This is a genomic window from Pseudomonas sp. LAM2023, from assembly GCF_016620375.1.
In the GTDB taxonomy this organism is placed as follows: Bacteria; Pseudomonadota; Gammaproteobacteria; order Pseudomonadales; family Pseudomonadaceae; genus Aquipseudomonas; species Aquipseudomonas anuradhapurensis.
On sequence record NZ_JAENHV010000015.1, the window covers coordinates 355,538 to 380,672 of the forward strand.

The window sequence follows — 25,135 nt, forward strand, 5'->3', positions numbered from 1 at the left end:
AGGTGTTCCTGAGGATGAAGACATAATGGGCATTATGCCCGCCCCTGCCCACTGGCACACCCCGCCAAGACAAATCCGCCCGTTCGCCCTAGAATGGCGGTAATTTTTTCCGGTGAAGCGATATGAACGACCAGCGCAAAGGCGACCAAGCCGAACCCACCACCCATTTCGGTTACCAGGACGTCCCTGAAAGCCAGAAGGCGAAGAAAGTCGCCGAAGTGTTTCACTCGGTGGCGGCCAAGTACGACCTGATGAACGACGTGCTTTCCGGCGGCATGCACCGCCTGTGGAAGCGCTTCACCATCGAGCTGTCTGGCGTACGCGCCGGCAACCGCGTGCTGGACATCGCCGGCGGTACCGGTGACCTGGCGGCCAAGTTCTCGCGGCTGGTCGGCCCGACCGGGCAGGTGGTGCTGGCCGATATCAACGAATCGATGCTCAAGGTTGGCCGTGACCGCCTGCTCGACCGTGGCGTGGCCGGCAACATCGAGTTCGTCCAGGCCGATGCCGAGAAGCTGCCGTTCCCGGACAACCATTTCGACTGCGTGACCATCGCCTTCGGCCTGCGCAACGTCACCCACAAGGACGAAGCGATCCGCTCGATGCTGCGTGTACTCAAGCCGGGCGGCCGCCTGCTGGTGCTGGAGTTCTCCAAACCGACCAACAAGCTGATGTCCAAGGCCTACGACGCCTACTCGTTCGCCTTCATGCCCCTGGCCGGCAAGCTGATCACCAACGATGCGGACAGCTACCGCTACCTCGCCGAGTCGATCCGCATGCACCCCGACCAGGAAACCCTCAAGGCCATGATGGTCGAGGCCGGTTTCGACCGCGTCACTTATCACAACATGACCAGCGGCATCGTCGCCGTGCACCGGGGAATCAAGCCCTGATGCTGCTGGCCGGGCTGCTCGCCAGCGTCGAACATGGCCTGAACCGCATCCTGCGCATGGACAGCACGGCCCTGCCGCGGCTGGCCGCGCTGGAAGGCAAGGTCATCGAGATCGACTGCCGCCAACCGGCCCTGCAGGTATTCATCCTGCCCGATGAAGAAGGCCTGATGCTGGCTGCCCACTGGGAGGGCGCTGTCGATTGCAGCCTGCGCGCCCCGGCCGGCAGCCTGGCGCACCTGGCCCTGGCCAAGGACAAGACTGCCGTGCTGCACAGCCCGCAAGTCGAACTGCATGGCGACAGTGCCGTGCTGCTCGACCTGTTCGGGGTGCTGCAGGACCTGGAACTGGACTGGGAACACGAGCTGCAGCGCTGGCTCGGCCCGGTCGCCACGGCCATGCTCGCAGGCCACGTCCGCCTGCGTGCACGCTGGACCCGTCAGGGCTTCGCGCGCTTCAGCCAGAACCTCTCCGAATACCTGGCCGAAGAATCCCGCACCCTGGTCGGCAAGCGCGAAGCCGAAGCCGCCTTCAGCGAACTCGATGCCCTCAAGCTTGAGACAGAACGCCTCGAGGCGCGCATCAAGCGCCTCTCCCAATCCCTTGATACCAGCGATAACGCATGAAGCTGCTCGCCGTCCGCCGTCTTTTCCGCATCCAGCGCGTAGTCATCCGGTACCGGCTGGATGACCTGCTGTTCGACTACCCGCTGCCATGGTGGCTGATGAGCCTGCGCCTGCTGATGCCATGGCGCTGGCTGCCCCGCAAGCCGTCCGAGCTCAACCGTGGCGCACGCCTGCGCCTGGCCCTGCAGGACCTGGGGCCGATCTTCATCAAGTTCGGCCAGTTGCTGTCCACCCGCCGCGACCTGCTGCCAACCGACATCGCCGACGAGTTGATGTTGCTGCAAGACCGCGTACCGCCATTCGACCCGCAACAGGCCGTGGCGCTGATCGAGGAACAGCTCGGCGCCAAGGTGGGTGAGGTATTCAGCCGCTTCGACGTGGAGCCACTGGCTTCCGCTTCGGTGGCCCAGGTTCATGCAGCCCGCCTGAAAAGCGGCGAGGAGGTCGTGGTCAAGGTGGTCCGGCCGGGCCTCAAGCCGGTAATCGCCGCCGATATTGCCTGGCTGTTCCTGATCGCCAAAGGCGCCGAGCGTGCTTCTGCCGACGCCCGCCGCCTGCACCCGGTGGAAATCGTCAGTGACTACGAAAAGACCATCTACGACGAACTCGACCTGCTGCGCGAAGCAGCCAACGCCAGCCAGCTGCGGCGCAATTTCGAAGGCTCCGAGCTGATGTACGTGCCGCAGGTGTACTGGGACTGGTGCCGGCCGAAGGTGCTGGTGATGGAGCGCATCTACGGCGTCCCGGTAACCGACATGGCCACCCTCGCCGACCAGCGCACCGACATGAAAATGCTCGCCGAGCGCGGCGTGGAAGTATTCTTCACCCAGGTGTTCCGCGACAGCTTCTTCCACGCCGACATGCACCCCGGCAACATCTTCGTCAGCACGGTCCGGCCCTGGAGCCCGCAATACATCGCCATCGACTGCGGCATCGTCGGCAGCCTGACGGACGAGGACCAGGACTACCTGGCGCGCAACCTGATCGCCTTCTTCAAGCGCGACTACCGTCGCGTGGCGCAGCTGCACATCGACTCTGGCTGGGTACCGGCACATACCAAGGTCAACGAATTCGAGGCCGCCATCCGCACCGTGTGCGAGCCGATCTTCGAAAAACCGTTAAAGGATATTTCCTTCGGCCAGGTGCTGATGCGCCTGTTCCAGACCGCCCGGCGCTTCAACATGGAAGTGCAGCCGCAACTGGTGCTGCTGCAGAAGACCCTGCTCAACATCGAGGGCCTGGGCCGCCAGTTGTACCCCGACCTGGACTTGTGGAGTACCGCCAAGCCGTTCCTCGAACGCTGGATGCGCGACCGCATGAGCCCGAAAGCCGTGCTTGGCAACATCCACAGCCAGGTCGAACAGCTGCCGCACCTGGCCGACATGGCCCGCGACGTGCTCGAACGCCTGTCGCAACCGCACCTGCACGATCCGCAACTGCCGGAACGTCGCCGCCAGGGCGACCGCTGGCCGCTGCGCCTGCTCGGTGCCGGCCTGCTGGGGGGCGGCGCGGTGCTGGCCGCCGGCGCCGCCGAGGCTGCCAGCCTGGCCGCCCCAAGCGCCTGGCCGGCCTGGTTGATGCTGGCCGCTGGCCTTTACCTGATCGTGCGCCAATAGCCAGCCGCGCGCATGGCTGGCACACTAGCGCAAAGGGCCCGGCACAGGAGCGGGCCCGCCTTGGAGTCGACGATGAAAGACTGGCTGGACGAGATCAAGTGGAACAGCGAAGGCCTGGTACCGGCGATCGCCCAGGACCACAAGACCGGACGCGTGCTGATGATGGCCTGGATGAACCGCGAATCGCTGGCCCTGACCGCCGCCGAACAACGCGCCATCTACTGGTCGCGTTCGCGTGGCAAGCTGTGGCGCAAGGGCGAGGAGTCCGGGCATGTGCAGAAGCTGCATGAAATGCGCCTGGACTGCGATGCCGACGTGATCATCCTGATGGTCGAGCAACTGGGCCATATCGCCTGCCATACCGGCCGTGAAAGCTGCTTCTACCGTGTTTTCGAAGACGGCCAGTGGAAAACCGTCGACCCGGTCCTGAAGGACCCGGATGCCATCTACAGCGCAGGACACTGACATGAGCGACACCCTCAATCGCCTGGCCGAAGTGCTTGAAGAACGCAAGCAGGCGGCACCCGACAGCTCCTACGTGGCCAGCCTGTACCACAAGGGCCTGAACAAGATTCTCGAGAAGCTCGGCGAAGAATCGGTGGAGACGATCATCGCCGCCAAGGACGCCGCGCTCAGCAAGGATTACAGCGATGTCATCTACGAAACCGCCGACCTGTGGTTTCATAGCCTGGTGATGCTCAGCGCACTGGGCCAGCACCCGCAAGCCGTGCTGGATGAACTAGAACGCCGTTTCGGGCTGTCCGGGCACGATGAGAAGGCCGCACGAACGCCTACTGCCTGACGGGCGCCTGTGGGAGCGGGCGTGCCCGCGAAGAGTCCGACGCGGTGCATGGCACCGGCTACGCCGGTGCTCGCGGCGGTTCGACGCCTCGACATGTCCGCTCCCACAGGGAGCGTGTTGCCGGATCGATTTGCTGTACACACATTTTTCAGGAGTACGAAAATGGGTATCTTTGACTGGAAACACTGGATCGTCCTGCTGGTCGTCGTGGTCCTGGTGTTCGGCACCAAGAAGCTGAAGAACTTCGGCAGCGACCTGGGCGAGTCGATCAAGGGCTTCCGCAAGGCCATGAGCGAAGAAGAGAACAAGCCGGCCGAGCACACCCCGCCGCCTGCCCAGCCCGTTCCGCCAATGCAGAACACCGCCCAGCAGAACCAGGGCCACACTATCGAAGGCCAGGCCCAGCCGGTCCAAGAGCCACAGCGGAAAGACTGACCCATGTTCGGCATCAGTTTCAGCGAGCTGCTGCTCGTCGGCCTGGTCGCCCTGCTGGTGCTCGGCCCCGAGCGCCTGCCCGGTGCCGCGCGCACGGCAGGCCTGTGGATCGGGCGGCTCAAGCGCAGCTTCAATAGCATTAAGATGGAAGTGGAGCGTGAAATCGGCGCTGACGAGATCCGTCGCCAGCTGCACAACGAACACATCCTGCAGATGGAAGAGGAAGCCAAGCGCATCCTCAACCCGATGACACCACCCGCGCAGCCGCCCGTTACCACTGCAACCGTGCAGCCCCCTGCGGGGCTCGAGCCCCTGCCGGTCGACACAGCTGCCGCCCCGGCCACCCCTGCCGAACCGCCCCAACCGCCGCGAGCCCCATGAGCGAGAACCCGGAACACGACCAGCCGATGCCGCTGGTATCGCACCTGACCGAACTGCGCACACGCCTGTTGCGCTGCGTTGCCGTCATTTTCCTGATCTTTGCCGGGCTGTTCTCCTTCGCCCAGCAGATCTACACCCTGGTTTCGGCACCGCTGCGCGAACATTTGCCGGCCAATGCAACGATGATCGCCACCGACGTGGCCTCGCCGTTCCTGACGCCGTTCAAACTGACCATGATCGTCTCACTGTTCCTGGCGATCCCGTTCATCCTCCAGCAGATCTGGGGCTTCATCGCGCCCGGGCTGTACCGTCATGAAAAGCGCATCGCCATCCCGCTGCTGGTGTCGAGCATCCTGTTGTTCTACGCCGGCATGGCCTTCGCCTATTTCCTGGTGTTCCCGCTGATCTTCGGCTTTTTCGCCAGCGCCACGCCGGAAGGCGTGTCGATGATGACCGACATCGCCAGCTACCTGGACTTCGTGATGACGCTGTTCTTCGCCTTCGGCGTGGCCTTCGAGATCCCGGTGGCGGTGGTACTGCTGGTGTGGATCGGCGTAGTCGACGTGAAGTACCTGAAGAAGATCCGCCCCTACGTGATCATCGGCTGTTTCGTGGTCGGCATGGTCCTCACCCCGCCGGACATCTTCTCCCAGACCCTGCTGGCGGTGCCCATGTGGCTGTTGTTCGAGATCGGTGTGCTATGCGGCAGCCTGATCCGCAAGCGCAGCGAAGCCAATGCTGCCAACGACCATAACGACCAGCCACCTGCGACCCAACCGTGAACCTGCTGCTCCTTGAAGAGGCCGACTTCGTCGCGGACGACCGCGTCGTTCTTGCCGACCGGCGCTTCACCCACATGCAGGAGATCCACCGCGTGGCGGTGGGTGACAACCTGCGCGTGGGCCGTATCAACGGCCTGATGGGCAAGGCCACGGTGGTGCGCCTGGAAACCCACGAGGCCGAACTGGAAGTCGTCTTCGACCAGCAGCCACCGGCCAAACTGCCGTTGACCCTGGTGCTCGCCGTTCCCCGCCCGAAAATGCTGCGTCGGCTGTTCCAGACCGTAGCCACCCTGGGCGTACCGCGGCTGATCCTGGTGAACAGTTACAAGGTCGAGAAAAGCTTCTGGCAAACGCCCTTCCTGCACCCCGACAGCATCCGCGAAAACCTCATCCTCGGCCTGGAACAAGCGCGCGACACCGTGCTGCCGGAGGTGATCATCGAAAAGCGTTTCAAACCGTTCGTCGAGGACCGCCTGCCGTCCATCGCCGCAGGCACCTTGGGCCTGGTCGGCCACCCTGGCCCCTACCCTGCCTGCCCGCGTGCCGTGGAGCAAGCGGTGACCTTGGCCATCGGCCCGGAGGGCGGCTGGATCCCCTACGAAGTGGAGCTGTTGGGCACGGCCGGCCTGGCGCCGGTGCAACTGGGTGAGCGCATCCTGCGGGTAGAGACCGCAGTGACAGCGCTGCTCGCGCGAATTTTCTGACGCAAAAGTCAACTTTTACCCATAAAGTTTCCCTCCCGCGCGCCGATGGCCTTGGCAACAACAACAGATATTGTGCTGCCAAGCCGGCCAGGGAGTTTCACATGTATCAATGGATCGCCCAATCGTTGGGCAACGTGAGCGTCAGTCGCAAACTGGGGCTGGGGTTCGGCCTCGTGCTGCTATTGACCCTAGCCATTACCCTGACTGGCTGGTACGGCATGGACAGCATCGTCAACCGTGGCGACAAGCTGGGTAACATCTCGCTCATCCAGCAATATACCCAGGAACTGCGCATCGCCCGCCAGCAATACCAACGCCAGCGTGACGACGCCTCGGTGGCAGAGCTGGAAAAAGCCCTGGGCAATCTCGACCGCCAGGTGCAACTGATGCTCACCCAGATCGAGCAATCTGCCGACCGCCAGCGGCTGGAGCAACAGCGTGAGGCCGTGCGCGGCTACCAGCAGGCGTTCAGCGAGCTGAAGCAGGCCGGCCAGCGCCGCGAGGCCAGCCGCGGTGTGCTTGGCGACACCGCCGACAAGGCCACGGAACTGGTCGGCAAAGTGCAACGGGCGCTGCAACAGGGCGGCGATATCAGCCAGTACCAGCATGCAGTGGAAGTGAGCGCATTGCTGCAGCAGGCGCGCTTCCAGGTGCGCGGCTACACCTACAGCGGCAACGCCGACTTCCAGCAAACGGCATTGAAAGCGATTGACCAGGCCCTGGCCGAGCTGCGTGCGCTGCCGGCCAAGGTACCTGCAGAACATGCCGCCAGCCTCGACGATGCCGCCACCGCCATGGCCGGCTACCGCGACGCGCTTACCCAGTTTGGCGATGCCCAGGCCGCCACTGAGCATGCTCTGCAGAGCATGGTTGAGCACGGCACGGTGCTGCTGCAGACCAGCCAGGCGATGACCGCTTCGCAAACCGAGGTACGCGATGCCGGCGCCGCCCAGGCCAAGCGCCTGCTGGCATTGGCCACTGCGCTGGCCTTGGCCCTGGGCCTGTTGGCGGCCTGGAGCATTTCCCGGCAGATCATCATCCCACTGCGCCAGACCCTGCAGGCCGCTGAACGTGTGGCCAATGGCGACCTGACCCAGCAGCAGCAGGTACAACGCCGCGACGAACTCGGCCAGTTGCAAGCCAGCATGCAGCGCATGACCCAGGGCCTGCGCGAACTGATCAGCGGTATCGGCGATGGTGTCACGCAGATCGCCAGCGCCGCCGAGGAGCTGTCGGCGGTGACCGAACAGACCAGCGCCGGGGTCAACAACCAGAAGGTCGAAACCGATCAGGTGGCGACCGCGATGAAACAGATGACCGCCACCGTGCACGAAGTGGCACGCAATGCCGAGCAGGCCTCGGAAGCCGCGTTGATGGCCGACCAGCAGGCCCGCGAAGGTGACCGCGTGGTGGGCGAAGCGGTGGCGCAGATCGAGCGCCTGGCGGGTGAAGTGGTCAATTCCAGCGAAGCGATGAACCAGCTCAAGGCCGAGAGCGACAAGATCGGCAGCGTGCTCGATGTCATCAAGTCGGTGGCCCAGCAAACCAACCTGCTGGCCCTCAACGCGGCGATCGAGGCCGCCCGTGCCGGCGAGGCCGGGCGTGGCTTTGCCGTGGTTGCCGATGAGGTACGCAGCCTGGCCCAGCGAACGCAGCAATCCACCGAGGAAATCGAAGAGCTGATCGCCGGCCTGCAAAGTGGCACCCAGCGCGTGGCCAGCGTGATGGACAGCAGCCGCCAGTTGACCGACAGCAGCGTCGAACTGACCCGCCGCGCCGGCACCTCGCTGGAAACCATCACCCGCACCGTGTCGTCGATCCAGGCGATGAACCAGCAGATCGCCACGGCGGCGGAAGAACAGACGGCCGTAGCCGAGGAGATCAACCGCAGCGTGATGAATGTACGGGACATTTCCGACCAGACCTCGGCGGCGAGTGAAGAGACGGCCAGCTCGAGCGTGGAGCTGGCGCGCCTGGGTACCCACCTGCAGGGCTTGGTGGGGCGGTTCAGGCTCTGACCTGAACTATGGGCTGCCTGTGCTGGCCTCTGCGCGGATAAACCCGCTGCCACAGGGATACCACCGCTCTCAAGGGCAGTGCACTACCCGCGAAGGGCCCAGCACAGGCACATCATTCCTACCTGCTGAAGTGAAATTTCCTACCTGATTATCAGGTCAAGTCCTACAACTCCGCTGCCGATTGGCAGAGGTGTGATGCTGGCAATGCGCCCGCACGCCCTCCCCCCAATTGCACGGAGACTCACCATGCTCGGCTACCTCAACCGCAAGCTCGGCAACATCAGTGTCGGTGCCAAGCTGGCCCTCGGCTTTGCCGTGGTGCTGCTGCTTACCCTGGCCACTACGATCAGCGGCTGGCGCGCGCTGGATGGCGCTATCGTGCGCTCGCAGCAACTCAGCGAGATTGGCCTGATCAACGACCTGACCAAGGACCTGCGCGCAGAGCGCATCACCTACCGGGTCCTCAACGATGACACCAGCCGATCGCGGATAACCAGCATTCTCGATCAGCTGAACGACAGGCTGGCCACCCTGCAGCAACGCAGCAACGTCGACGAGTCAAGGCAGATACTCAGCGAAAAGCTGGCCTTGCTGCAGCGCCTGCGCGACGACTTCAGCGAACTGCAACGCAGCGTCGCTGACCGCATTGCCCTGCGCCAGGCCATGCAGGCCCAAGAGCAGAAACTCAACGATGCGATCGACGAACTGCAGACCCAGGCCTTGCTGAGGATGGGTGCCGATAGCCAGCAAAGAGGCGTACTCGGCCTGATGGACACCGTAAGCCGGCACATCGACGGTGCCAACCAGCAGAGCCTGGTGCCGGCCTACACCTTTTCTCCCGTCGAGGACTTCGCCAAGGTTGGAAACAGCGCCCTCGATGCCGCGGACAGCAGCCTGGAACAACTGCTCAGAGGCCTTGCCCCGCTGGGCTTGCCCCGCGCCCTGATCGAACAGCCTGGGGCCGAACTGGCCAAGTACCGCGCCAGCCTGGACCAGTACCGCCGCGCCGCCGTGCGCGTCGAGCAGCTGCAGAACAACCTGGAAACCATGGGCGACGAATTGCGTGCCGTGAGCCTGGGACTGGGCAAGCGCAAGGTCGAGCAACGCGACAGCGAAGCCCTGGCCGCCCGCTCGCTGCTGACCAGCGTGGCATTGCTGGCGCTGCTGGTGGGTGTCGTGGCCGGCTGGCTGATCACCCTGCAGATTACCCAGCCCCTGCGCCAGACCCTGGCCGTAGCCGCGCGCATTGCCAAGGGCGACCTGAGCCAGGTCGAAGCCGTGCAGCGCCGTGACGAGATGGGCCAGCTGCAAAGCAGCATGCGCGACATGACCTTGAGCCTGCGCGAGCTGATCGGCGGCATCGACCAGGGTGTCGGCCAGCTGTCACAGGCCGCCTCGGAGCTGGCCACCAGCAGCGAGGATACCAAGCTGCGCATCAACCAGCAGCGCGAGGAAACCGACCAGGTGGCCACCGCCATGAACCAGATGAGCGCCACGGTGCAGGAAGTCGCGCAGAACGCCGAACAGGCCTCGCTGGCCGCGACCAATGCCGACCAGCAGGCGCAGATGGGCGACCAGGTGGTGGCCGAGGCCATCGGCCGGATCGAACAGCTGGCCGGGCAGATGGACCATTGCCTGGCAGCCATGCAGCACCTGGCTGGCGAGAGCCAGCGCATCGGCAGCATCCTCGATGTGATCAAGTCGGTGTCCGAACAGACCAACCTGCTGGCCCTGAATGCAGCAATCGAAGCAGCACGGGCCGGTGAAGCCGGGCGCGGCTTTGCCGTGGTGGCCGACGAAGTCCGTGGCCTGGCCCAGCGCACGTCGACCGCGACCGAAGAAATTGGCCAACTGATCGACAGCTTGCACAATGGCACCGACGAAGTGACCCGACTACTGGACAACAGCAAGAGCCTGACCGAGCAAAGCGTGGAACTGAGCCGCCGCGCCGGGCATGCGCTGAGCCAGATTACCGACACGGTGTCGAACATCCAGGGCATGAACCAGCAGATCGCCACGGCCAGCGAAGAGCAGAGCGTGGTTGCCGAACAGATCAACCGTAGTGTGCTGAATGTGCGGGACGTGTCGGATCAGACCAGCGCAGCCAGTGAGCAGACCGCGGCTTCGAGCGGGGAACTGGAGCAGTTGGGGCAACAGCTGCGGGGGATGGTGAGGCGCTTCAGCATTTGAGATTGCCGGGGCTGCCTTGCAGCCCTTTCGCGACGCAAGGCCGCTCCTACAGGTGATCGCGGTTTCCCCTGGGGTCGCGCGCATTTCCCGGTAGGAGCGGCCTTGTGTCGCGAAAGGGGCGCAAAGCGCCCCGGTGGTTACAGCACCTGGCGCAGGAAGGCCTGCGCACGCGGGTCCTTCGGCGCAGCGAAGAATGCCGACGGTGGCGAATCTTCCAGCAACTTGCCATGGTCGAAGAACAGCACGCGGTCCGCCACTTCGCGGGCAAAGCCCATTTCGTGGGTGACGCAGACCATGGTCATGCCTTCCTGGGCGAGGGCCTTCATCACGTCCAGCACCTCGCCGACCATTTCCGGGTCCAGCGCGGAAGTCGGCTCGTCGAACAGCATCACTTTCGGGTCCATGGCCAGGGCACGGGCAATCGCCACCCGCTGCTGCTGGCCGCCGGACAGGCGTGACGGGTATTCGTTGGCCTTCTGCGCAATGCCGACTTTCTCCAGCAGTGCCCGGGCCTTGGCCTCGCGCTCGGCCTTGTTGCGCTTGCGCACCACCTTTTGCGCCAGGCACAGGTTTTCCAGCACGGTCATGTGCGGGAACAGGTTGAAGTGCTGGAACACCATGCCGACTTCGCGTCGGTAGGCGTTGATGTCGGTCTTCGGGTCGGCCAGTTGCAGGCCATCGATGGCCACATGGCCCTGGTCGAAATGCTCCAGGCCATTGAGGCAACGCAGGAAGGTCGACTTGCCCGAACCCGACGGCCCAAGCACCACCACCACTTCGCCCTTGGCGACCTGGGTGGTGACGTTATCCACAGCGCGGACCACGTGGCCACGGGTGTCGAAGACTTTCAGCAGGTCACGGACTTCAATCACTTTGCGCAAGCCTCCGCTCGAGCCGGCTGGCCAGGTGCGACAGCGGCAGGTTGATCAGCAGGTACAGGCCTGCCACGCAGAACCAGATCTCGAAGGTCGAGAACGAGGTGGTGATGGCCTCGCGGCCACTTTTGGTCAGTTCGGTGATGGCGATCACCGAGACCAGCGAGGTGTCCTTGACCAGGCTGATGAACTGGCCGGCCAACGGCGGCAGCACACGCTTGAACGCCTGCGGCAGGATCACATGGCGCATCGACTGGCCCGCATTCAGGCCCAGCGAGCGGGCGGCTTCGTTCTGGCCCTTGGCGATGGATTGCACACCGGCACGCACGATCTCGGCCACGTAGGCGCCCGTGAACAGCGCCAGCGCGGCCACCCCGGCAAACTCGCGGGACAGGTTGAGCACGGTGCCGATGAAGAAATAGAAGATGAAGATCTGGACCAGCAGCGGAGTACCGCGCACCAGTTCGACATAGACCGTCGACAGGTCACGCAAGGTCGGGTTGCTGGACAGCCGGCAGAGGCCGGCGAACAGGCCGATGACCAGGCCCAGGGCACCGGACACCACCGAAATCCACAGGGTGGTCCACAGGCCCCAGGCCAGTGGGCCGGCGGCCCAGTGGCGGGTAACGCCAACCTGGTCTCCTTCGGCGACATCATCGCCACGGGCCAGTTGCAGGCTGTCCTTGGCCACGTCGAGCACCTGCTCGTCACCGTTCTCGTCCTTCAGCGTGACGCGAGCGCTGTCACCTGAGATGACGATCTCCTGCACGGTACCGTAACCGGCGGCGCGCTGTGCCTCCTCGGCCTTGTAGGCGAAGTACTGCGGTACGCGGTTCCAGCGCCACTCGTAGGAAATCATCGAGGTGGCCAGGTACAGGCTGAACGCCAGGCCCACCAGGACCAGGGCGGTCAGGCCATGCCAGGGCCACTGGGCTTTCTTGTGTTTGATCACGTGGGGTACTTCCGTAAATGCGAACGCGCAGGGTTTGCCTGCGCGTCGGGGTCATAAAGCCGGGCTTGTGGCCTGGGCCTTATTCCATTTCCTTCAGCCAGTCCTTGTTCTTGAACCACTTGTCGTGAATACGATCGTAGGTCCCGTCGTTCTTGATCTGGTGCAGGAAGTTGTTGATGAAGTTGATGCTGTCGTAGTCGCCTTTCTTCAGGCCGAAGGCCAGCGGCTCGTAGGTGAAGGGTTCTTCGAGGAACAGCAGCTTGCCGGCACCGGCCTTGTCCACGGCGACGACGTTGTAAGGCGCGTCGTAGACGAAGGCATCAGCCTTGCCGTTGACCACGTCCATTACCGCTTCCTGCTCGTTGTCATAGCCATGGTACTTGGCTTTGCCGATCAGCTTCTTGGCGACCATTTCACCGGTGGTACCCAGCTTGGAAGTCAGGCGGTACTTTTCGTTGTTCAGGTCCTTGTACGACTTGATCTCGCCCGCCAGCTCCTTGCGGATCAGCAGGGTCTGGCCGACCACGATGAAGGGTTCGCTGAAGTTCAGGCGCAGGTTGCGTTCCTGGGTCAGGGTCATGCCGCTGCCGATCATGTCGAACTTGTCGGTCAGCAGGGCCGGAATGATGCCGTCATAGGCGGTGGAGACCGGCTCGAACTTGACGCCCATGGACTTGGCCATGGCTTTGAGGATGTCGACCTCGAAGCCGATGATCTCGCCACGCTTGTTGGTCATCTGGAACGGCATGTAGGTCGGGTCCATGCCCACCCGCAGGGTGCCGCGCTTGACCGCGTCATCGATGGCCCCCGCCTGGGCCGCAGTCACCGCGACCAGGGCGGTGACACCGACCAGCAGTCGCGAAAGGTATTTCTTGATCATCACCAGGTCCCCTAACAAGAAAAGTAGCGAATCTTATTGTTGGCACGGCCGTACTGGCCGATGCGGCATACCGGAGAGGGATGCTAACGCATGGCGGCCCGGGGACCTAGAGCTGGGGGGGACTTTGTTGGCCAAAATCGAGGCAAGGCCCTAAAAGCTTCGCGGGCACGTCGGATCGCCGCACCGCCGCTCCCACAGGTACAGCGCATGCCTCAAAGGCTGTGCAGTACCTGTGGGAGCGGCGGTGCGGCGATCCGACGTGCCCGCGAAGAGGCCCGATCAGGCGCCGACGAGTGCCGGCTGGCCTTCATTCTCCGGATGCAGCGGCAACAGCGGCGAATGCGGGTCGTTCTTTATCGATGCACGCCACACATCGATCCACGCCGCATTGTGCTCGGTCCACACCTGTTCGTGCAGGCGGCTCAGCGCCACCGGGTCGCTGAGCAGGGCCAGGCGGGTGTTGAGGTCCAGCCCCTTCGGCCCGACCTCCATCGCCTTGGCCACACGCTCGGCACGCAGCGCCTCGATCGGTGCCGCCTGGCCGTGACGGGCCGTGGCCATGGCGCAGGCCAGGGCGTTCTGCCGCGGGTCGACCACAGCGCGCACGAAGCCATCATGCAGGGCATGCCAGCGGTTTTCGTGGGTGTACTGGTCGGTCGCCAGCAGCTCCTGCGGGGTGGCGTATTCCTCGGGGATGAGGAACAGCTTCTCGTCCTTGGCCGCCAGGCCCAGGCGGGTGCGGCTGGAAATCACCGAAACCGGGATCGACAGCACCAGCGAACCGACGATGGGCGCCAGCCACCACAGGAAGCTCGGGTTCAGCCAGGCCACCAGCGCCGCCCAGGCAATCCCCAGCAAGGTCTGTGGGCCATGCCGGCGCACGGCTTCGCTCCAGGGCGTGGAGTCGTCGTCACGCTGCGGCGAGTTCCAGGTCGCCGCCCAGCCGAGGAACGCGGCCAGCACGAAGCGGGTATGGAAGATCATGCGCACCGGCGCCAGCAGCATGGAGAACAGCATCTCCATCAGCATCGACAGGGTGACCTTGATCCGCCCACCGAACTCGGTCGCGCCCTTGGCCCAGATCAGGATGACGCTGAGCAGCTTGGGCAGGAACAGCAGCACGATGGTGGTGGAGAACAGCGCCACGGCCTTCTCCGGATGCCACTGCGGCCACAGCGGGTAGAGCTGGTACGGCTCGATGAAGTACTGCGGCTCCATCAACGTGTTGGTCGCCAACAGCGCGGTCGACAGCACCAGAAACAGGAACCACAACGGCGCCGACAGGTACGACATCACCCCGGTGAGGAACACCGCGCGGTGCACCGGGTGCATGCCCTTGACCAGGAACAGGCGGAAGTTCATCAGGTTGCCGTGGCACCAGCGGCGGTCACGCTTGAGCTCGTCGAGCAGGTTCGGCGGCAATTCTTCGTAGCTGCCCGGCAGGTCGTAGGCGATCCACACGCCCCAACCGGCGCGGCGCATCAGCGCGGCCTCGACGAAGTCGTGGGACAGGATCGCACCGGCGAACGCCCCCTTGCCCGGCAACGGCGCCAGGGCGCAGTGCTCGATGAACGGCTTCATGCGGATGATCGCGTTGTGGCCCCAATAGTGCGACTCGCCCAGCTGCCAGAAGTGCAGGCCGGCGGTGAACAACGGGCCGTACACGCGGGTGGCGAACTGCTGCAGGCGCGCGTACAGGGTGTCCATGCCCGAGGCTTTCGGCCCGGTCTGGATGATGCCGGCGTCCGGGTTGGCCTCCATCAGGCGCACCAGGCTGCTCAGGCACTCGCCGCTCATGACGCTGTCGGCGTCGAGCACGACCATGTACTTGTACTCGCCACCCCAGCGACGGCAGAAGTCGTCGAGGTTGCCGCTCTTGCGCTTCACCCGACGCCGACGGCGGCGGTAGAAGATACGGCCGAAGCCTTTGGTTTCGCGGCACACGTCGAGCCAGGCCTGTTGCTCGGCCACGGCGATGTCGGTGTCGTTGGTGTCGCTGAGCACGAAGAAGTCGAAACGGTCGAGGTTGCCGCTGGCGGCTACCGACTCGAACGTCGCACGCAGGCCGGCGAACACCCGCGGTACGTCTTCGTTGCAGATCGGCATCACCAGCGCAGTGCGCGCCTCGGGCGCGATCGGCTCATTACCGGCGCTGCTTCCCGAGATCTTGTATTTGTCACGCCCGGTGAGCAACTCGAGGAAGCCCATCAGTGCGGTCCAGAACCCTGCCGACACCCAGCAGAACAGGATGCCGAACAGAACCAGGATGGAGGTTTGCAGGGCATACGGCCATACCTGCACCACGGTGTCCCACAGCGGCTGGTTGGCGACTTCGTCGAAGTCCACGAACGACCAGCCCTGGTACGGCAGGATACCTTTCATGTACCAGCCGGCGACGATGGTCTGGCCGATCATCAGCGCCAACAGGATGTAACGGCGGATCGAACCGACCGTGCGCCAGCGGGCCGGCGGCAGCTCGCGCTTGGGCGGCTGCGGTGCATTGGTACGGCCAGTCATGCGCCGCCACATGCGGATCAGCACGTTGGTACGCCATGGCTCGGGCACGACTTTGGTGCGCTTGATCGGCGGGGCGATCTTCAGGCACAGGCGGCCGCTGCCGTCGACGCCGAGCATTTCGGCGTCCTCCAGCTCGGCGGCGCTGCCTACGGTCAGGCGCGGCCCCACCGAGGCCTGCACGGCCTCGGCAGAGCTGGCGGCCGGGTTGGCCGCCAGGCGTTGGTGCAGCTCACTGAAGGACGTGCAGTTGGCGAGTTCCGCCCGTTGCTCGTCGCTCAGTGGTAGATGGGCCAGGTATTCGCGCAGCGATTCCGGCCTTGCGCTTGAGTTACTCATCGGCAGGCAACTGATAGCTCCAGGTCTCGGTCAGCACCTTCTCGGTGGTGGCCGGGGTCCCGTTGGTGGGCGCCGCATCGGCGGCAGGTTGTTCGGCCTTGGCGGCTTTGTCGGCCTTGGCATGCTTGGCTGCAGCCTTGTCCTGCTTGGCATCCGCGGCAGGCTTGGTGCTTTCGACCGGCACGTCACGCACCAGCGCGGCACGCATTTCGGTCGATTTGTTGGCTTCCTTGACCTTCAGCCGCAGGGTCAGGCGCCAGCCCTTGGTCTCTGGGTTATAGCGCAAGTTGTTCTCGACCACCTCGGCGTTGTCGCCGACGCTGATCTGGCTGCGCACGGCGGTGTCTTCCGGCAAGGCCGCCAGCGCCGGGCCGGCGAAGTCGACCAGGAAGGCCACGCTGCCGTCAGGCTGGCGAATCAGGTTGGATTGCTTGACGTCACCGGTCGAGCGCAGGGTCTGCTTGACCCAGCCCAGCTCGGGGGCCTGGAACTTCGGCTCGTCGATGGTCCAGTGCAGGCGGTAGGCGTACTCGATCGGCTTGCCTGGCTCAGGCAGCTTCTCCGGGCTCCAGAAGGCCACGATGTTGTCGTTGGTTTCGTCGGCGGTCGGGATTTCCACCAGGTCGACGGTACCCTTGCCCCAGTCACCCTTCGGCTCGATCCAGGCGCTCGGACGCTTCTGGTAGTTGTCATCGAGGTCTTCGTAGTCGCTGAAGGCGCGCTGGCGCTGCATCAGGCCGAACCCGCGCGGGTTCTCGACGCTGAAGTTGCTCACGGCAAGGTGTTTCGGGTTGTTCAGCGGGCGCCACAGCCACTCGCCATTGCCAGCATGGATCGACAGGCCTTCGGAGTCATGCAGGGCCGGGCGATAGTTGAGGACCTTGGACGGCTGGTTGGGGCCGAACAGGTACATGCTGGTCAACGGGGCGATGCCCAGGCGGCTGACGTGATCACGCAGGAACACGCGGGACTGCACGTCGACCACGGTGTCGTTGCCAGGGCGCAGGGTCAGCTTGTAGGCGCCGGTGGAGCGCGGCGAGTCGAGCAGCGCGTAGATCACCAGGTGCTTGTCGGTCGGCTTGGGCTTCTCCACCCAGAACTCGGTGAAGCGCGGGAATTCCTCGCCCGACGGCAGCGCGGTGTCGATGGCCAGGCCACGCGCCGACAGGCCGTACACGTGGCCCTTGCCGACCACACGGAAATAGCTGGCGCCAAGCAGGGTCATGATCTCGTCCTGCTTGTCGGCCTTGTTGATCGGATACAGCACGCGGAAACCGGCGTAACCCAGGTTCTTGGTGGTTTCCGGGTCGTGCGGCACGTCACCGAACTCGAAGCGGCTCGGGTCGTACTTGATTTCCTCGACCTTGGTGGCGGTGACCTGGTTGATCTTCACCGGCGTGTCGAAGTGCATGCCCTGGTGATAGAACGACAGCTTGAACGGGGTCTTGTCCTTGGCCCACTCGGCTTTTTCCTGCAGGAAGTGGATCTTCTGGTAATCCGCGAACTTCATGTCGCGGAACACTGCCGGCAGGTTGCTTTTTGGGGCTTCGTACTTCTGACCGGCCAGATCCTTTGCCTTGGCTGCAACATCGTCAAGATTGAATGCCCACAGCTGGCCCGCGCTCATCAGGCCGACCAGTGCCACACTGGCCATCAGAGCCTTGCGCAGCCCGTTGCCGGGGATTCTTGATGCTTTTTGTGGACTAACAATCACGAGCAACCCTCGCCGAAAACAGATCATGAAACCAACGGCCAGCGACAAATGCCGGGTTGGCGAGCACTGTTCGGACCCCGTGAGGGCGTAATGATTCCCCAAACGGATCCAGACAATGCTCGAGTCAAAGTGAAACGAACCTGCGAACGCAGGCCCATGCAGCGCGCGATTATCCAGCAGGTCGCGTTACAACGCATCAGGCTGGAACAACTATTTATCGTACAAAACCCCTTGTTTTCCTGTGAACAGGGGGTTTTTCGACCTCATATTTGTAACATAAATGTTACGGGGCCATCATTGACCAGGTGTACTTGCATGTCCGCGCCGAATTGCCCGCTCGCCACGTCGCCATGCCGGGCCTTGGCCTGCTGCAAAAGATAGTCGAACAACTCGGCACCGAGGGCCGGTGGCGCCGCCGTCGAAAAGCTCGGACGCATGCCATTGCGGGTATCCGCCGCCAGGGTGAACTGGGAAACCAGCAACAGCCCGCCGCCAACATCTTTCAGCGACAGGTTCATCTTGCCCTGCTCATCGCTGAATACCCGGTAGTTCAACAGTTTGTGCAAGAGCTTGTCGGCATGCTCAGGCGAATCCCCGGGTTCGACCGCCACCAGCACCAGCAACCCCTGGTCGATGGCGCCGACGATTTCCCCGGCCACCTCGACCCGTGCGCCACGCACGCGCTGCAGCAGGCCCCTCATGCTTCTTCCAGCGGCAGGTCGAGCAAGCGTCGGGCCATCTGGTCGGCAGCACGCACCAGGGCATCGGTGATGCCGGGCTCGGAAGCCGCGTGGCCGGCGTCGCGAATCACCTTCAGCTCACTGTTCGGCCAGGCCTGGTGCAGCGCCCAGGCATTGTCCAGCGGGCAGATCACGTCGTAACGACCGTGCACGATTACCGCCGGCAGGTGGGCAATCTTCGGCAGGTCGCGGATCAGCTGGTCCGGCTCGAGGAACGCGTTGTTCATGAAGTAGTGGCATTCGATGCGGGCGATCGACAAGGCCCGCTGCGGCTCGGAGAAGCGGTCGACCACCAGCGGGTTGGGGCGCAGGGTGGCAGTGCGGCCTTCCCAGGTGGACCAGGCCTTGGCGGCGTGCATCTGGGCGATCTGGTCGTTGCCGGTCAGGCGTTTGTGGAAAGCTGCGACCAGGTCGCCACGCTCTTCCGGCGGAATTGGCGCGATGTAGTCCTGCCAGTAGTCGGGGAACAACCGGCTGGCGCCCTCCTGGTAGAACCAATGGATTTCCTGGGGGCGGCACAGGAAGATGCCGCGCAGGATCAGGCCATGCACCCGCTCGGGGTGCGTCTGGGCGTAGGCCAGGGCCAGGGTAGAACCCCAAGAGCCGCCGAACAGCACCCACTTGTCTATGCCGAGATGCTCGCGAATTCGCTCCAGGTCCTCGACCAGGTGCCAGGTGGTGTTGTTCTCCAGGCTCGCATGCGGCGTGGAGCGGCCACAGCCACGCTGGTCGAAGGTGATGATGCGATACAGCGTCGGGTCGAAGTAGCAACGGCTCTGGGCGTCGCAGCCAGCCCCGGGGCCACCGTGGATGAACACCACCGGCAGACCTTCTGGCGAGCCGCTTTCGTCGACATACAGCACATGCGGCGCTTCCACGGCCAGATCGTGCCGGGCGTAGGGTTTGATCTGCGGGTACAGGGTCTGCATTGTGCACTCCGTGTGAGGATTATTCGGCCGTGGGCCATCATAAACCTGAATTGCGCTTTCAGCACCGTCCTCTCTGACACGTTCGCTGCGCAGCGGCAGACATATCTACCTCTCACAGGCCAGGCAAGCCGGTGATAGTCACTTGCCCTACCAAGCAAGGCCGCCTATATGCCAAACCCAGCGATTTCCCAGCCCGGCGTTCACTACGCCACCATCGAACGCAAGATCCCCGCATGGCTCAAACTTGCCCCGCCCGAAACCCACCGCGCGATGCGCAACTGGCAACAGGCCCCCGCCTGGCTGCCAGCGGCGATCCAGCGACAACCGGGCATCGCCAGAGCATGGCAGAAGGAACATGCCCGCCACCGCGAGCACCAGGCCCAGGTACAGAAACTGTTCGAACGGCTACCCGACCTGGAAACCTACGCCAGCGAAACGCTGACCGAGGCGATCAAGCAGCGCTTCGGACTCGACCTGGACGTACGCAACACCTACCTGGTCGATGCCCGCCTGATCGACAGCCGTAACGCGATCGACAGCCGTCAGGCGGTCGATCGGGCCACCCGTTCGCTGTTGCACTGCGCGCTGCACAACTTCGACCAGGCCGCCGCTGAGGAGCATGGCATGGATGCGCCTGATGCCTTGCTGAAAAAGTCGGTCATCCTCGATCACCGCCGCTTCATGGGCACCGTGCCGATCACCAATACGGTGGAGATCGCCGCCGAAGCGTTTGCCGACTTGTGTCGCACCCTGGATATCGGCGGCAAGTACCATGAGCAAGTGCATGCCATCTACTACCCAGCGGGCATGCCGCGAGCAGACGCCGACCAAGCCGCACTGGCCGTCTATGAAACCTTGGGCCGCGCCGAGGTTTCGGCGTTCAGGCAATCGCTGCATTTCGCCCGGCTCAAGGGGGACATCAGCGAAACATTGTACGCCGCCGCCCTGGCCGCGCCACTCGACCAGGCGCCATCGGCCAACTCGACACTCACGTTCAGCTTGCTCGACTTGTGGGAGGCAGAACTGACCGGCGTCGTGCTCATCACGCTGCAAGCAGCCGATCATCAGGCCGTGGCCCTGTATATCCCGGAAGACAGCACGCTGCCCGTCAAGGAGTTCACCAGCCAGGAAGCCTTGTTTGCCGAACTCGGCGAAAGGTTGCAGGCCGATATCCACTATCTGGACAAACACATCGGCGACCGCGACAAACCCTCGATCATCGCCCGCCTCAAGGACCGACTCACACCTCTGGGCTGGAGTACCCGAGGGATCCGAGAACGTGTTGCAGATCCGCATGCCACCCTGTATCCCGTGGCAAAGCCTTTCAGCCATGCGTTCCAGGGCGTCATGGCCTTCCAGAAAACCCAACGCCATGAAAAGGATGTTCTGTTTCATGCCATACCCACCGAGATCGTCGACCGGCGCACCGCGCAAGCGCACCGGGAACTGATCGCGGGGCGTGGGTTGACCGCCTTGAATATCGCCGGGTTCTTCGTGCCCGGGCTGGGTGAGGCCATGCTTGCCGTGTGTGTGGCCCAGTTGGCTTCCGAGGTATATGACGGCATCGAAGCCTGGGAAAACGACGAACGCGACATCGCCTATGGCTACCTGGTCGATGTGGTCGAGAACGTGGCGCTCATGGCGGCGTTCAGCGCGGCGGCCAAAGCCTTGAAGGGCGCACGGGGCGATGAGGCCGGCACTGCCGTGGAGGGGCAAGAGGTCGGTGACGGCGATGACGAGGCCCCGGAAATAGAGCGTATTCCGGTGGAGACGCCCTCATTCATCGAAGAACTGGAAGACGTGGAAACCGCCGATGGCCAGGTTCGCCTGTGGAAACCCGACCTTGCGCCATACCGGAGCACCGAGGCGTTGCCCGAAGGCCTGGAAGCGGATGCGCTCGGCCTACGCCAGCATGATGGCAGGCACTGGCTGGTTGTGCAGGGTGACCAATACATTGTCGAGCAGGAAGCGGTAACCGGCGAATACCGCCTGCAACACCCGCGAGACCCTGGGCGTTATCAACCCCCACTGCGGCACAATGGCGCCGGCGCCTGGTTGCTCGGAACGGATCGACCGCTGAGCTGGTCAGGCATGCAGCTGCTGCGCCGTATCGGCCACTTGAACGCGTATTTCGACGAGGCGACGCTACAACGCATCGTTGCCATCAGCGGCAGCGACGAAGATCAGCTGCGCCGGGCCCTGGCAACGAACCAGCGGCTGCCGGCCCTGCTCGAAGATACCTTGCAACGCTTCAGGCTGGACGACACTCTCCGCCTGCTACCCGACACGCGATCTGCCGAATTCCACAGGGCTTACACCGCCTTGCCGATCGCGCTCGCACCAGGCGCCGAAGCCCTCCTGCGGGTTTCCCCACAACTACCGGCGGTGGTGGCCAATGAACTGGCCCGCGCCGCCAGTACCACAGAATTGCAGATGCTCGGCAACGGCAAGATGCCCCTGCGCCTCAACGAAGAAATTCGCGTCTACCGACAACAGATCCGCCTGGCCCGTGCCTACGAAGGGCTGTACCTGTCCTGCGTGCCGAACTGGGACAGCGACCGGTTGGTCGTGCATACCCTGGCGCAGCTACCGGACTGGCCAGCAGAAACCCGGGTGCGGCTGCTGCAGCGCTGGGCATGGCCGGCTCAGGATTATGAGCTGGGCCCGCTGGATGGCCTTCCGTACAAAACCATTACCCACGCCGAGGCAGGATACATCGTTCATGACAATGGCCCGTCGAATGCAGTGCCAAGCGTCTACCCCAGCCTTTACGCTGCCTTGTACGAAGCTCTGCCAGTAGCCATGACAACAATGGGCATCAGCGACCAGCAGGCGCTTGAGCGCCTGGTACAGGAAAGCCCGTTACTACCCCGCCCGGCACTGAGGATGCTTCTGGGCATGCAGCCTGTACGCCCCGGCTACCGCTCCCCCATGCGCCTGGCCGATGGCCGCCTGGGCTACCCGCTCAGTGGTGGCGGCGCGGCCGTACAAGGCGTCACCCGCCAGCGCCTGCTCGAAGCCGTCGAGGCCACGGGGCTGGCCACACACTCTGGCCGCTCGGCAGAGCAGATTCTGCTGGCGCTTTCCAGCACCGGCCGTACACCGCTGCAGATTCTCGAACATCTGCAGACATTGATTGAGCAACGCAACGAACTGCTAAGCCGGCTGGATGACTGGAGCGAAGCCATTTCCCCGGCAACCGACCAGGCAGCACGCGACTACGACAACCTGCGTGAAGCGATCCTGCAACACTGGTACGACGTCGCGCTGGACGAAAGCGCCGGGCATGCCGCCGAGCTACGGATTACCCGCGTTCCTCTGGCCGACATTCCTCTGACCTTGCCCGACTTCTTCAATACCCGCGTGCGCAGCCTCAGCCTGGTCGACCTGCCTTCAGGAGCCCTGGCAGGCTGGGCGCAGAACGAGCGCCTGTTGCAACGCCTGCTCAGCCAGATGCCACGGATCGAGTCCCTGGAAATCAGCCGGGCCTATGATCCCAGGGCCACACCATCCTCCTTCCTGTTCAGCATTCCTACCATTACCGAGACCCTGCCCGGCTTGCAGCGGCTGACGTTGACCAACCAGAACATCGCGCTGTCCGAAAGCGACCTGAGCCTGCTGTCGGGGCTCGGCCAATTGCGCTACCTGGACTTGAGCGGCAATCGCGTGGCACAGAACAACAGCCCGAGTTTCCACGAACTGTCCCTGGATTACCTGGGCCTGAACCAGATGCAGTTGTCCCAATGGCCCATCGGCATTGGCAGCGATGCCCTTGGGCGCATCGCCCACTTGTCCCTGCGCGACAACAACCTCAGGTCGTTGCCTTCGTTCCTGCTCAATGAAGCAGGCACCATGGCCACCCCGCCGGTTATCTCGCTGCAGGGCAACAGCATCAATGAGAACGACCTGCAGCGCTTGCTGCTCAATGAGCGTGTCGACATGTCCGGTATCAGCACCGACCAGTCTGCCGCGCTTACCGAGCAACTCACCCGTATCCGCAATGAGCGCCAGCAGATGCGTGATGCGATCGATGGCTGGGCCCACGCCTCCAGTTCGCGCAACCCGCTGACCCAGGAAGCATTGGCGGACAGGCAGCGCATCGGCACCGCGATCAGTGAGTTCTGGCAGCAGCAGGAGCGGGGCCAGCTATACCTGCGCCTGCACCTCGAGGATGTGGCCATCGAGCATTTTCCCCGACGGCTTCCAGCGTTCTTCGGCGACCGCGTACGGGCGCTGAGCCTGACCCGTCTGCGTGGCAGCGCTTCGCAGCTCGATGAACTGTTGCGGCGCTTTCCCAATGTCACCCGGTTGACCATCGATGCACACCAGGCAGCCACCCCAGCACTGGCCTCGGCCCTGATGCGCCTGCCGCAGCTTACTTTCCTGGAGTTTCGCAACATGGGCCTGGAGATCGACCAGTCCATGCTGGAAGTGTTCGCGCGGCTGGAACAGCTCACCTCGATAGACCTGTCCGGCAACCGTGTGGGGACCATCAACCAGGTGCCAGCACAGTTATCCTACAACCTGCAATCACTGGCGCTGACCAACATGAACCTCCAGGCTTGGCCAAGCTGGTGTGACAGCCTGCTGCCCCTCGAGCTGCTGGACTTGAGCTCGAACAATATCAGCCAGTTGCCCGAGCACATCCTGTCGAACTTGAACAACCCGATGCCGATTTCGTCGATCGCGCTGTTCGACAACCCCTTACCACTCGATACCATCCTGCGCGTGCGGGCATTCTCGGACAGCCAGCACAGCTACTCCTTCGCCCTGGATATCCCCGGTAACCTGCAGCTGGTCGATTCCTCGAGCGAAGGCTCCCTCGATCACCCTCACTTCCCCCTGCTCGGCGACGATACGCCCAGGCTGGAGGACTGGATGCTCGGCAACGAGGCACAGAACGAGGCCTTGCAGGACTGCTGGGCACGCCTGGAGGGCAGTGACCTGCTGCGCCTGGTGGGCCGTTTGCACAATGCCGCTCCCTACGCCGATCCCAAAACCCGAACCACCTTCTGCGAGCGGGTGCGCCTGGTTCTGGTGGCGGCAGCCAGCAACGAGATAGAACGCGCGACCATGGAGCAAATCGCCGTGGACGCCTTGCCTCACCCGGTGACCAAGGTGGTGCCCACCTGCCATGATGGTGCACTGCAGACATTCAACGATATCGAACTGTACCTGATGAACCAGCACCTGCTGATCGAGGCTGGCGATACACTGAAAGCACTGCACCGACGCCTGTTGCAACTGTTCCGCATCAATCAGCTGGAGGAACTGGCCAAACACAGGACTGGCTCGGGTGACCACGTCTCGGTGAGACTGGCCTACCGCCGCGAACTGGCCAGGGAGCTGGACCTGCCGCTTTCCGACAGAATGCGTTTCCGAGGTGCCGCGAACCTGGCGGCCGGTGAACTGGCCAGCGTGCTGGAAAAGGTCCGCCAAAGTGAACTGAGCGATGCACTGATCGACTATATGCTGGCGAATAGCGACTGGACCACGCGCCTGCGCGTCGAACATGCCGATCGTTTTGCCGAAATAGAGGCACGCTTCCGCATGCGTGTGCTTGAACTAGCCAGCAAGGACCACCCGCTTCAGGACGAGTTGAACCTGCAGCAAGGCCTGCTGGAAGACAAGCACCAGGAAGAGCGCGAGCTGCTGCGTGAACTCACCCTCGCGCAGATCAACAGCAACGCTGGCAACTGAGGCCTGCTGACTGGCGACGCGCATGCCCTGCATCGCGTCGCCGTTTTC

The 25,135-nt window shown here is 63.7% G+C and carries 19 protein-coding genes and 1 pseudogene; 13 read left to right on the forward strand and 7 right to left on the reverse strand.

The genetic code is table 11. The features are described from left to right. Positions 1-122: 122 nt before the first annotated feature. From ubiE to JKP78_RS07310, 12 genes and pseudogenes are all read left to right on the forward strand, one after another. Positions 123-893: a bifunctional demethylmenaquinone methyltransferase/2-methoxy-6-polyprenyl-1,4-benzoquinol methylase UbiE gene (gene ubiE / locus JKP78_RS07260; RefSeq protein WP_186684338.1), complete on the forward strand. Its 771-nt coding sequence runs from the start codon at positions 123-125 to the stop codon at positions 891-893. After that, complete coding sequence (locus JKP78_RS07265) at positions 893-1,516, forward strand: ubiquinone biosynthesis accessory factor UbiJ (RefSeq protein ID WP_200626399.1); 624 nt, start codon at positions 893-895, stop codon at positions 1,514-1,516. The genes ubiE and JKP78_RS07265 overlap by 1 nt, the downstream gene beginning before the upstream one ends. Beyond that, positions 1,513-3,132: a ubiquinone biosynthesis regulatory protein kinase UbiB gene (gene ubiB, locus JKP78_RS07270; RefSeq protein WP_186684334.1), complete on the forward strand. Its 1,620-nt coding sequence runs from the start codon at positions 1,513-1,515 to the stop codon at positions 3,130-3,132. Before JKP78_RS07265 ends, ubiB begins: the two co-directional genes overlap by 4 nt. Before the next feature lie 72 nt (positions 3,133-3,204). Then, positions 3,205-3,597 carry a phosphoribosyl-AMP cyclohydrolase gene (hisI, locus tag JKP78_RS07275; protein WP_013974544.1) on the forward strand — a complete coding sequence of 131 codons (393 nt, stop codon included), beginning with the start codon at positions 3,205-3,207 and terminating at the stop codon, positions 3,595-3,597. 1 nt (position 3,598) lies between these two features. Then, positions 3,599-3,934, forward strand: coding sequence for a phosphoribosyl-ATP diphosphatase (locus tag JKP78_RS07280; RefSeq protein WP_170033220.1), 336 nt, complete (start codon positions 3,599-3,601; stop codon positions 3,932-3,934). Between the two features lie 162 nt (positions 3,935-4,096). Beyond that, entirely contained in the window at positions 4,097-4,369 is a 273-nt protein-coding gene (locus tag JKP78_RS07285) for a twin-arginine translocase TatA/TatE family subunit (protein WP_186672316.1), read from the forward strand. A 3-nt stretch (positions 4,370-4,372) separates the two neighbouring features. Continuing rightward, positions 4,373-4,750 (forward strand): Sec-independent protein translocase protein TatB, encoded by a 378-nt coding sequence (gene tatB / locus JKP78_RS07290; protein WP_186684331.1) that lies wholly within the window; start codon positions 4,373-4,375, stop codon positions 4,748-4,750. Then, positions 4,747-5,532, forward strand: a complete 786-nt coding sequence (gene tatC, locus JKP78_RS07295; RefSeq protein ID WP_186672313.1) for a twin-arginine translocase subunit TatC — start codon at positions 4,747-4,749, stop codon at positions 5,530-5,532. Before tatB ends, tatC begins: the two co-directional genes overlap by 4 nt. Next, positions 5,529-6,236, forward strand: coding sequence for a 16S rRNA (uracil(1498)-N(3))-methyltransferase (locus tag JKP78_RS07300; RefSeq protein WP_200626401.1), 708 nt, complete (start codon positions 5,529-5,531; stop codon positions 6,234-6,236). The genes tatC and JKP78_RS07300 overlap by 4 nt, the downstream gene beginning before the upstream one ends. Positions 6,237-6,454: 218 nt before the next feature. Beyond that, positions 6,455-7,399, forward strand: a pseudogene (locus JKP78_RS25405) (methyl-accepting chemotaxis protein); the annotation flags it as partial. A gap of 141 nt (positions 7,400-7,540) precedes the next feature. Beyond that, positions 7,541-8,254 (forward strand): methyl-accepting chemotaxis protein, encoded by a 714-nt coding sequence (locus tag JKP78_RS25410; protein ID WP_442793974.1) that lies wholly within the window; start codon positions 7,541-7,543, stop codon positions 8,252-8,254. 246 nt (positions 8,255-8,500) lie between these two features. Beyond that, on the forward strand, positions 8,501-10,444 hold the full coding sequence (locus tag JKP78_RS07310; RefSeq protein ID WP_200626417.1) for a methyl-accepting chemotaxis protein: 1,944 nt from the start codon (positions 8,501-8,503) through the stop codon (positions 10,442-10,444). Positions 10,445-10,581: 137 nt separating this feature from the next. On the opposite strand, the gene JKP78_RS07315 is transcribed toward JKP78_RS07310, so the two are convergent. From JKP78_RS07315 to pip, 7 genes are all read right to left on the reverse strand, one after another. After that, on the reverse strand, positions 10,582-11,316 hold the full coding sequence (locus JKP78_RS07315) for an amino acid ABC transporter ATP-binding protein (protein WP_186684457.1): 735 nt from the start codon (positions 11,314-11,316) through the stop codon (positions 10,582-10,584). Then, on the reverse strand, positions 11,309-12,271 hold the full coding sequence (locus JKP78_RS07320) for an amino acid ABC transporter permease (RefSeq protein ID WP_170033234.1): 963 nt from the start codon (positions 12,269-12,271) through the stop codon (positions 11,309-11,311). The genes JKP78_RS07315 and JKP78_RS07320 overlap by 8 nt, the downstream gene beginning before the upstream one ends. Before the next feature lie 79 nt (positions 12,272-12,350). Further along, a complete protein-coding gene (locus tag JKP78_RS07325) occupies positions 12,351-13,148 on the reverse strand; it encodes a transporter substrate-binding domain-containing protein (protein WP_186684455.1) in 798 nt (265 codons plus the stop codon). Between the two features lie 282 nt (positions 13,149-13,430). Continuing rightward, the gene (gene mdoH / locus JKP78_RS07330) at positions 13,431-16,004 is read right to left on the reverse strand and encodes a glucans biosynthesis glucosyltransferase MdoH (protein ID WP_200626419.1); all 2,574 of its coding nucleotides are present in this window, start codon (positions 16,002-16,004) and stop codon (positions 13,431-13,433) included. Continuing rightward, entirely contained in the window at positions 15,997-17,718 is a 1,722-nt protein-coding gene (locus tag JKP78_RS07335; RefSeq protein ID WP_325166786.1) for a glucan biosynthesis protein G, read from the reverse strand. Before JKP78_RS07335 ends, mdoH begins: the two co-directional genes overlap by 8 nt. 263 nt (positions 17,719-17,981) lie before the next feature. After that, entirely contained in the window at positions 17,982-18,419 is a 438-nt protein-coding gene (gene dtd / locus JKP78_RS07340; protein ID WP_170033240.1) for a D-aminoacyl-tRNA deacylase, read from the reverse strand. Continuing rightward, the gene (gene pip, locus JKP78_RS07345; RefSeq protein WP_186672301.1) at positions 18,416-19,387 is read right to left on the reverse strand and encodes a prolyl aminopeptidase; all 972 of its coding nucleotides are present in this window, start codon (positions 19,385-19,387) and stop codon (positions 18,416-18,418) included. Before pip ends, dtd begins: the two co-directional genes overlap by 4 nt. Positions 19,388-19,555: 168 nt before the next feature. On the opposite strand from pip, the gene JKP78_RS07350 reads away from it, so the two are divergent. Further along, positions 19,556-25,087 (forward strand): NEL domain-containing protein, encoded by a 5,532-nt coding sequence (locus JKP78_RS07350; RefSeq protein WP_234454557.1) that lies wholly within the window; start codon positions 19,556-19,558, stop codon positions 25,085-25,087. The last annotated feature ends 48 nt before the right edge of the window (positions 25,088-25,135 follow it).

Coding starts and splice junctions, on each gene's coding strand:
- ubiE (WP_186684338.1), top strand. CDS start 123: ATGAACGACCAGCGCAAAGGCGACCAAGCCGAACCCACCACCCATTTC.
- JKP78_RS07265 (WP_200626399.1), top strand. CDS start 893: ATGCTGCTGGCCGGGCTGCTCGCCAGCGTCGAACATGGCCTGAACCGC.
- ubiB (WP_186684334.1), top strand. CDS start 1,513: ATGAAGCTGCTCGCCGTCCGCCGTCTTTTCCGCATCCAGCGCGTAGTC.
- hisI (WP_013974544.1), top strand. CDS start 3,205: ATGAAAGACTGGCTGGACGAGATCAAGTGGAACAGCGAAGGCCTGGTA.
- JKP78_RS07280 (WP_170033220.1), top strand. CDS start 3,599: ATGAGCGACACCCTCAATCGCCTGGCCGAAGTGCTTGAAGAACGCAAG.
- JKP78_RS07285 (WP_186672316.1), top strand. CDS start 4,097: ATGGGTATCTTTGACTGGAAACACTGGATCGTCCTGCTGGTCGTCGTG.
- tatB (WP_186684331.1), top strand. CDS start 4,373: ATGTTCGGCATCAGTTTCAGCGAGCTGCTGCTCGTCGGCCTGGTCGCC.
- tatC (WP_186672313.1), top strand. CDS start 4,747: ATGAGCGAGAACCCGGAACACGACCAGCCGATGCCGCTGGTATCGCAC.
- JKP78_RS25410 (WP_442793974.1), top strand. CDS start 7,541: ATGAAACAGATGACCGCCACCGTGCACGAAGTGGCACGCAATGCCGAG.
- JKP78_RS07310 (WP_200626417.1), top strand. CDS start 8,501: ATGCTCGGCTACCTCAACCGCAAGCTCGGCAACATCAGTGTCGGTGCC.
- mdoH (WP_200626419.1), bottom strand. CDS start 16,004: ATGAGTAACTCAAGCGCAAGGCCGGAATCGCTGCGCGAATACCTGGCC.
- dtd (WP_170033240.1), bottom strand. CDS start 18,419: ATGAGGGGCCTGCTGCAGCGCGTGCGTGGCGCACGGGTCGAGGTGGCC.
- pip (WP_186672301.1), bottom strand. CDS start 19,387: ATGCAGACCCTGTACCCGCAGATCAAACCCTACGCCCGGCACGATCTG.
- JKP78_RS07350 (WP_234454557.1), top strand. CDS start 19,556: ATGCCAAACCCAGCGATTTCCCAGCCCGGCGTTCACTACGCCACCATC.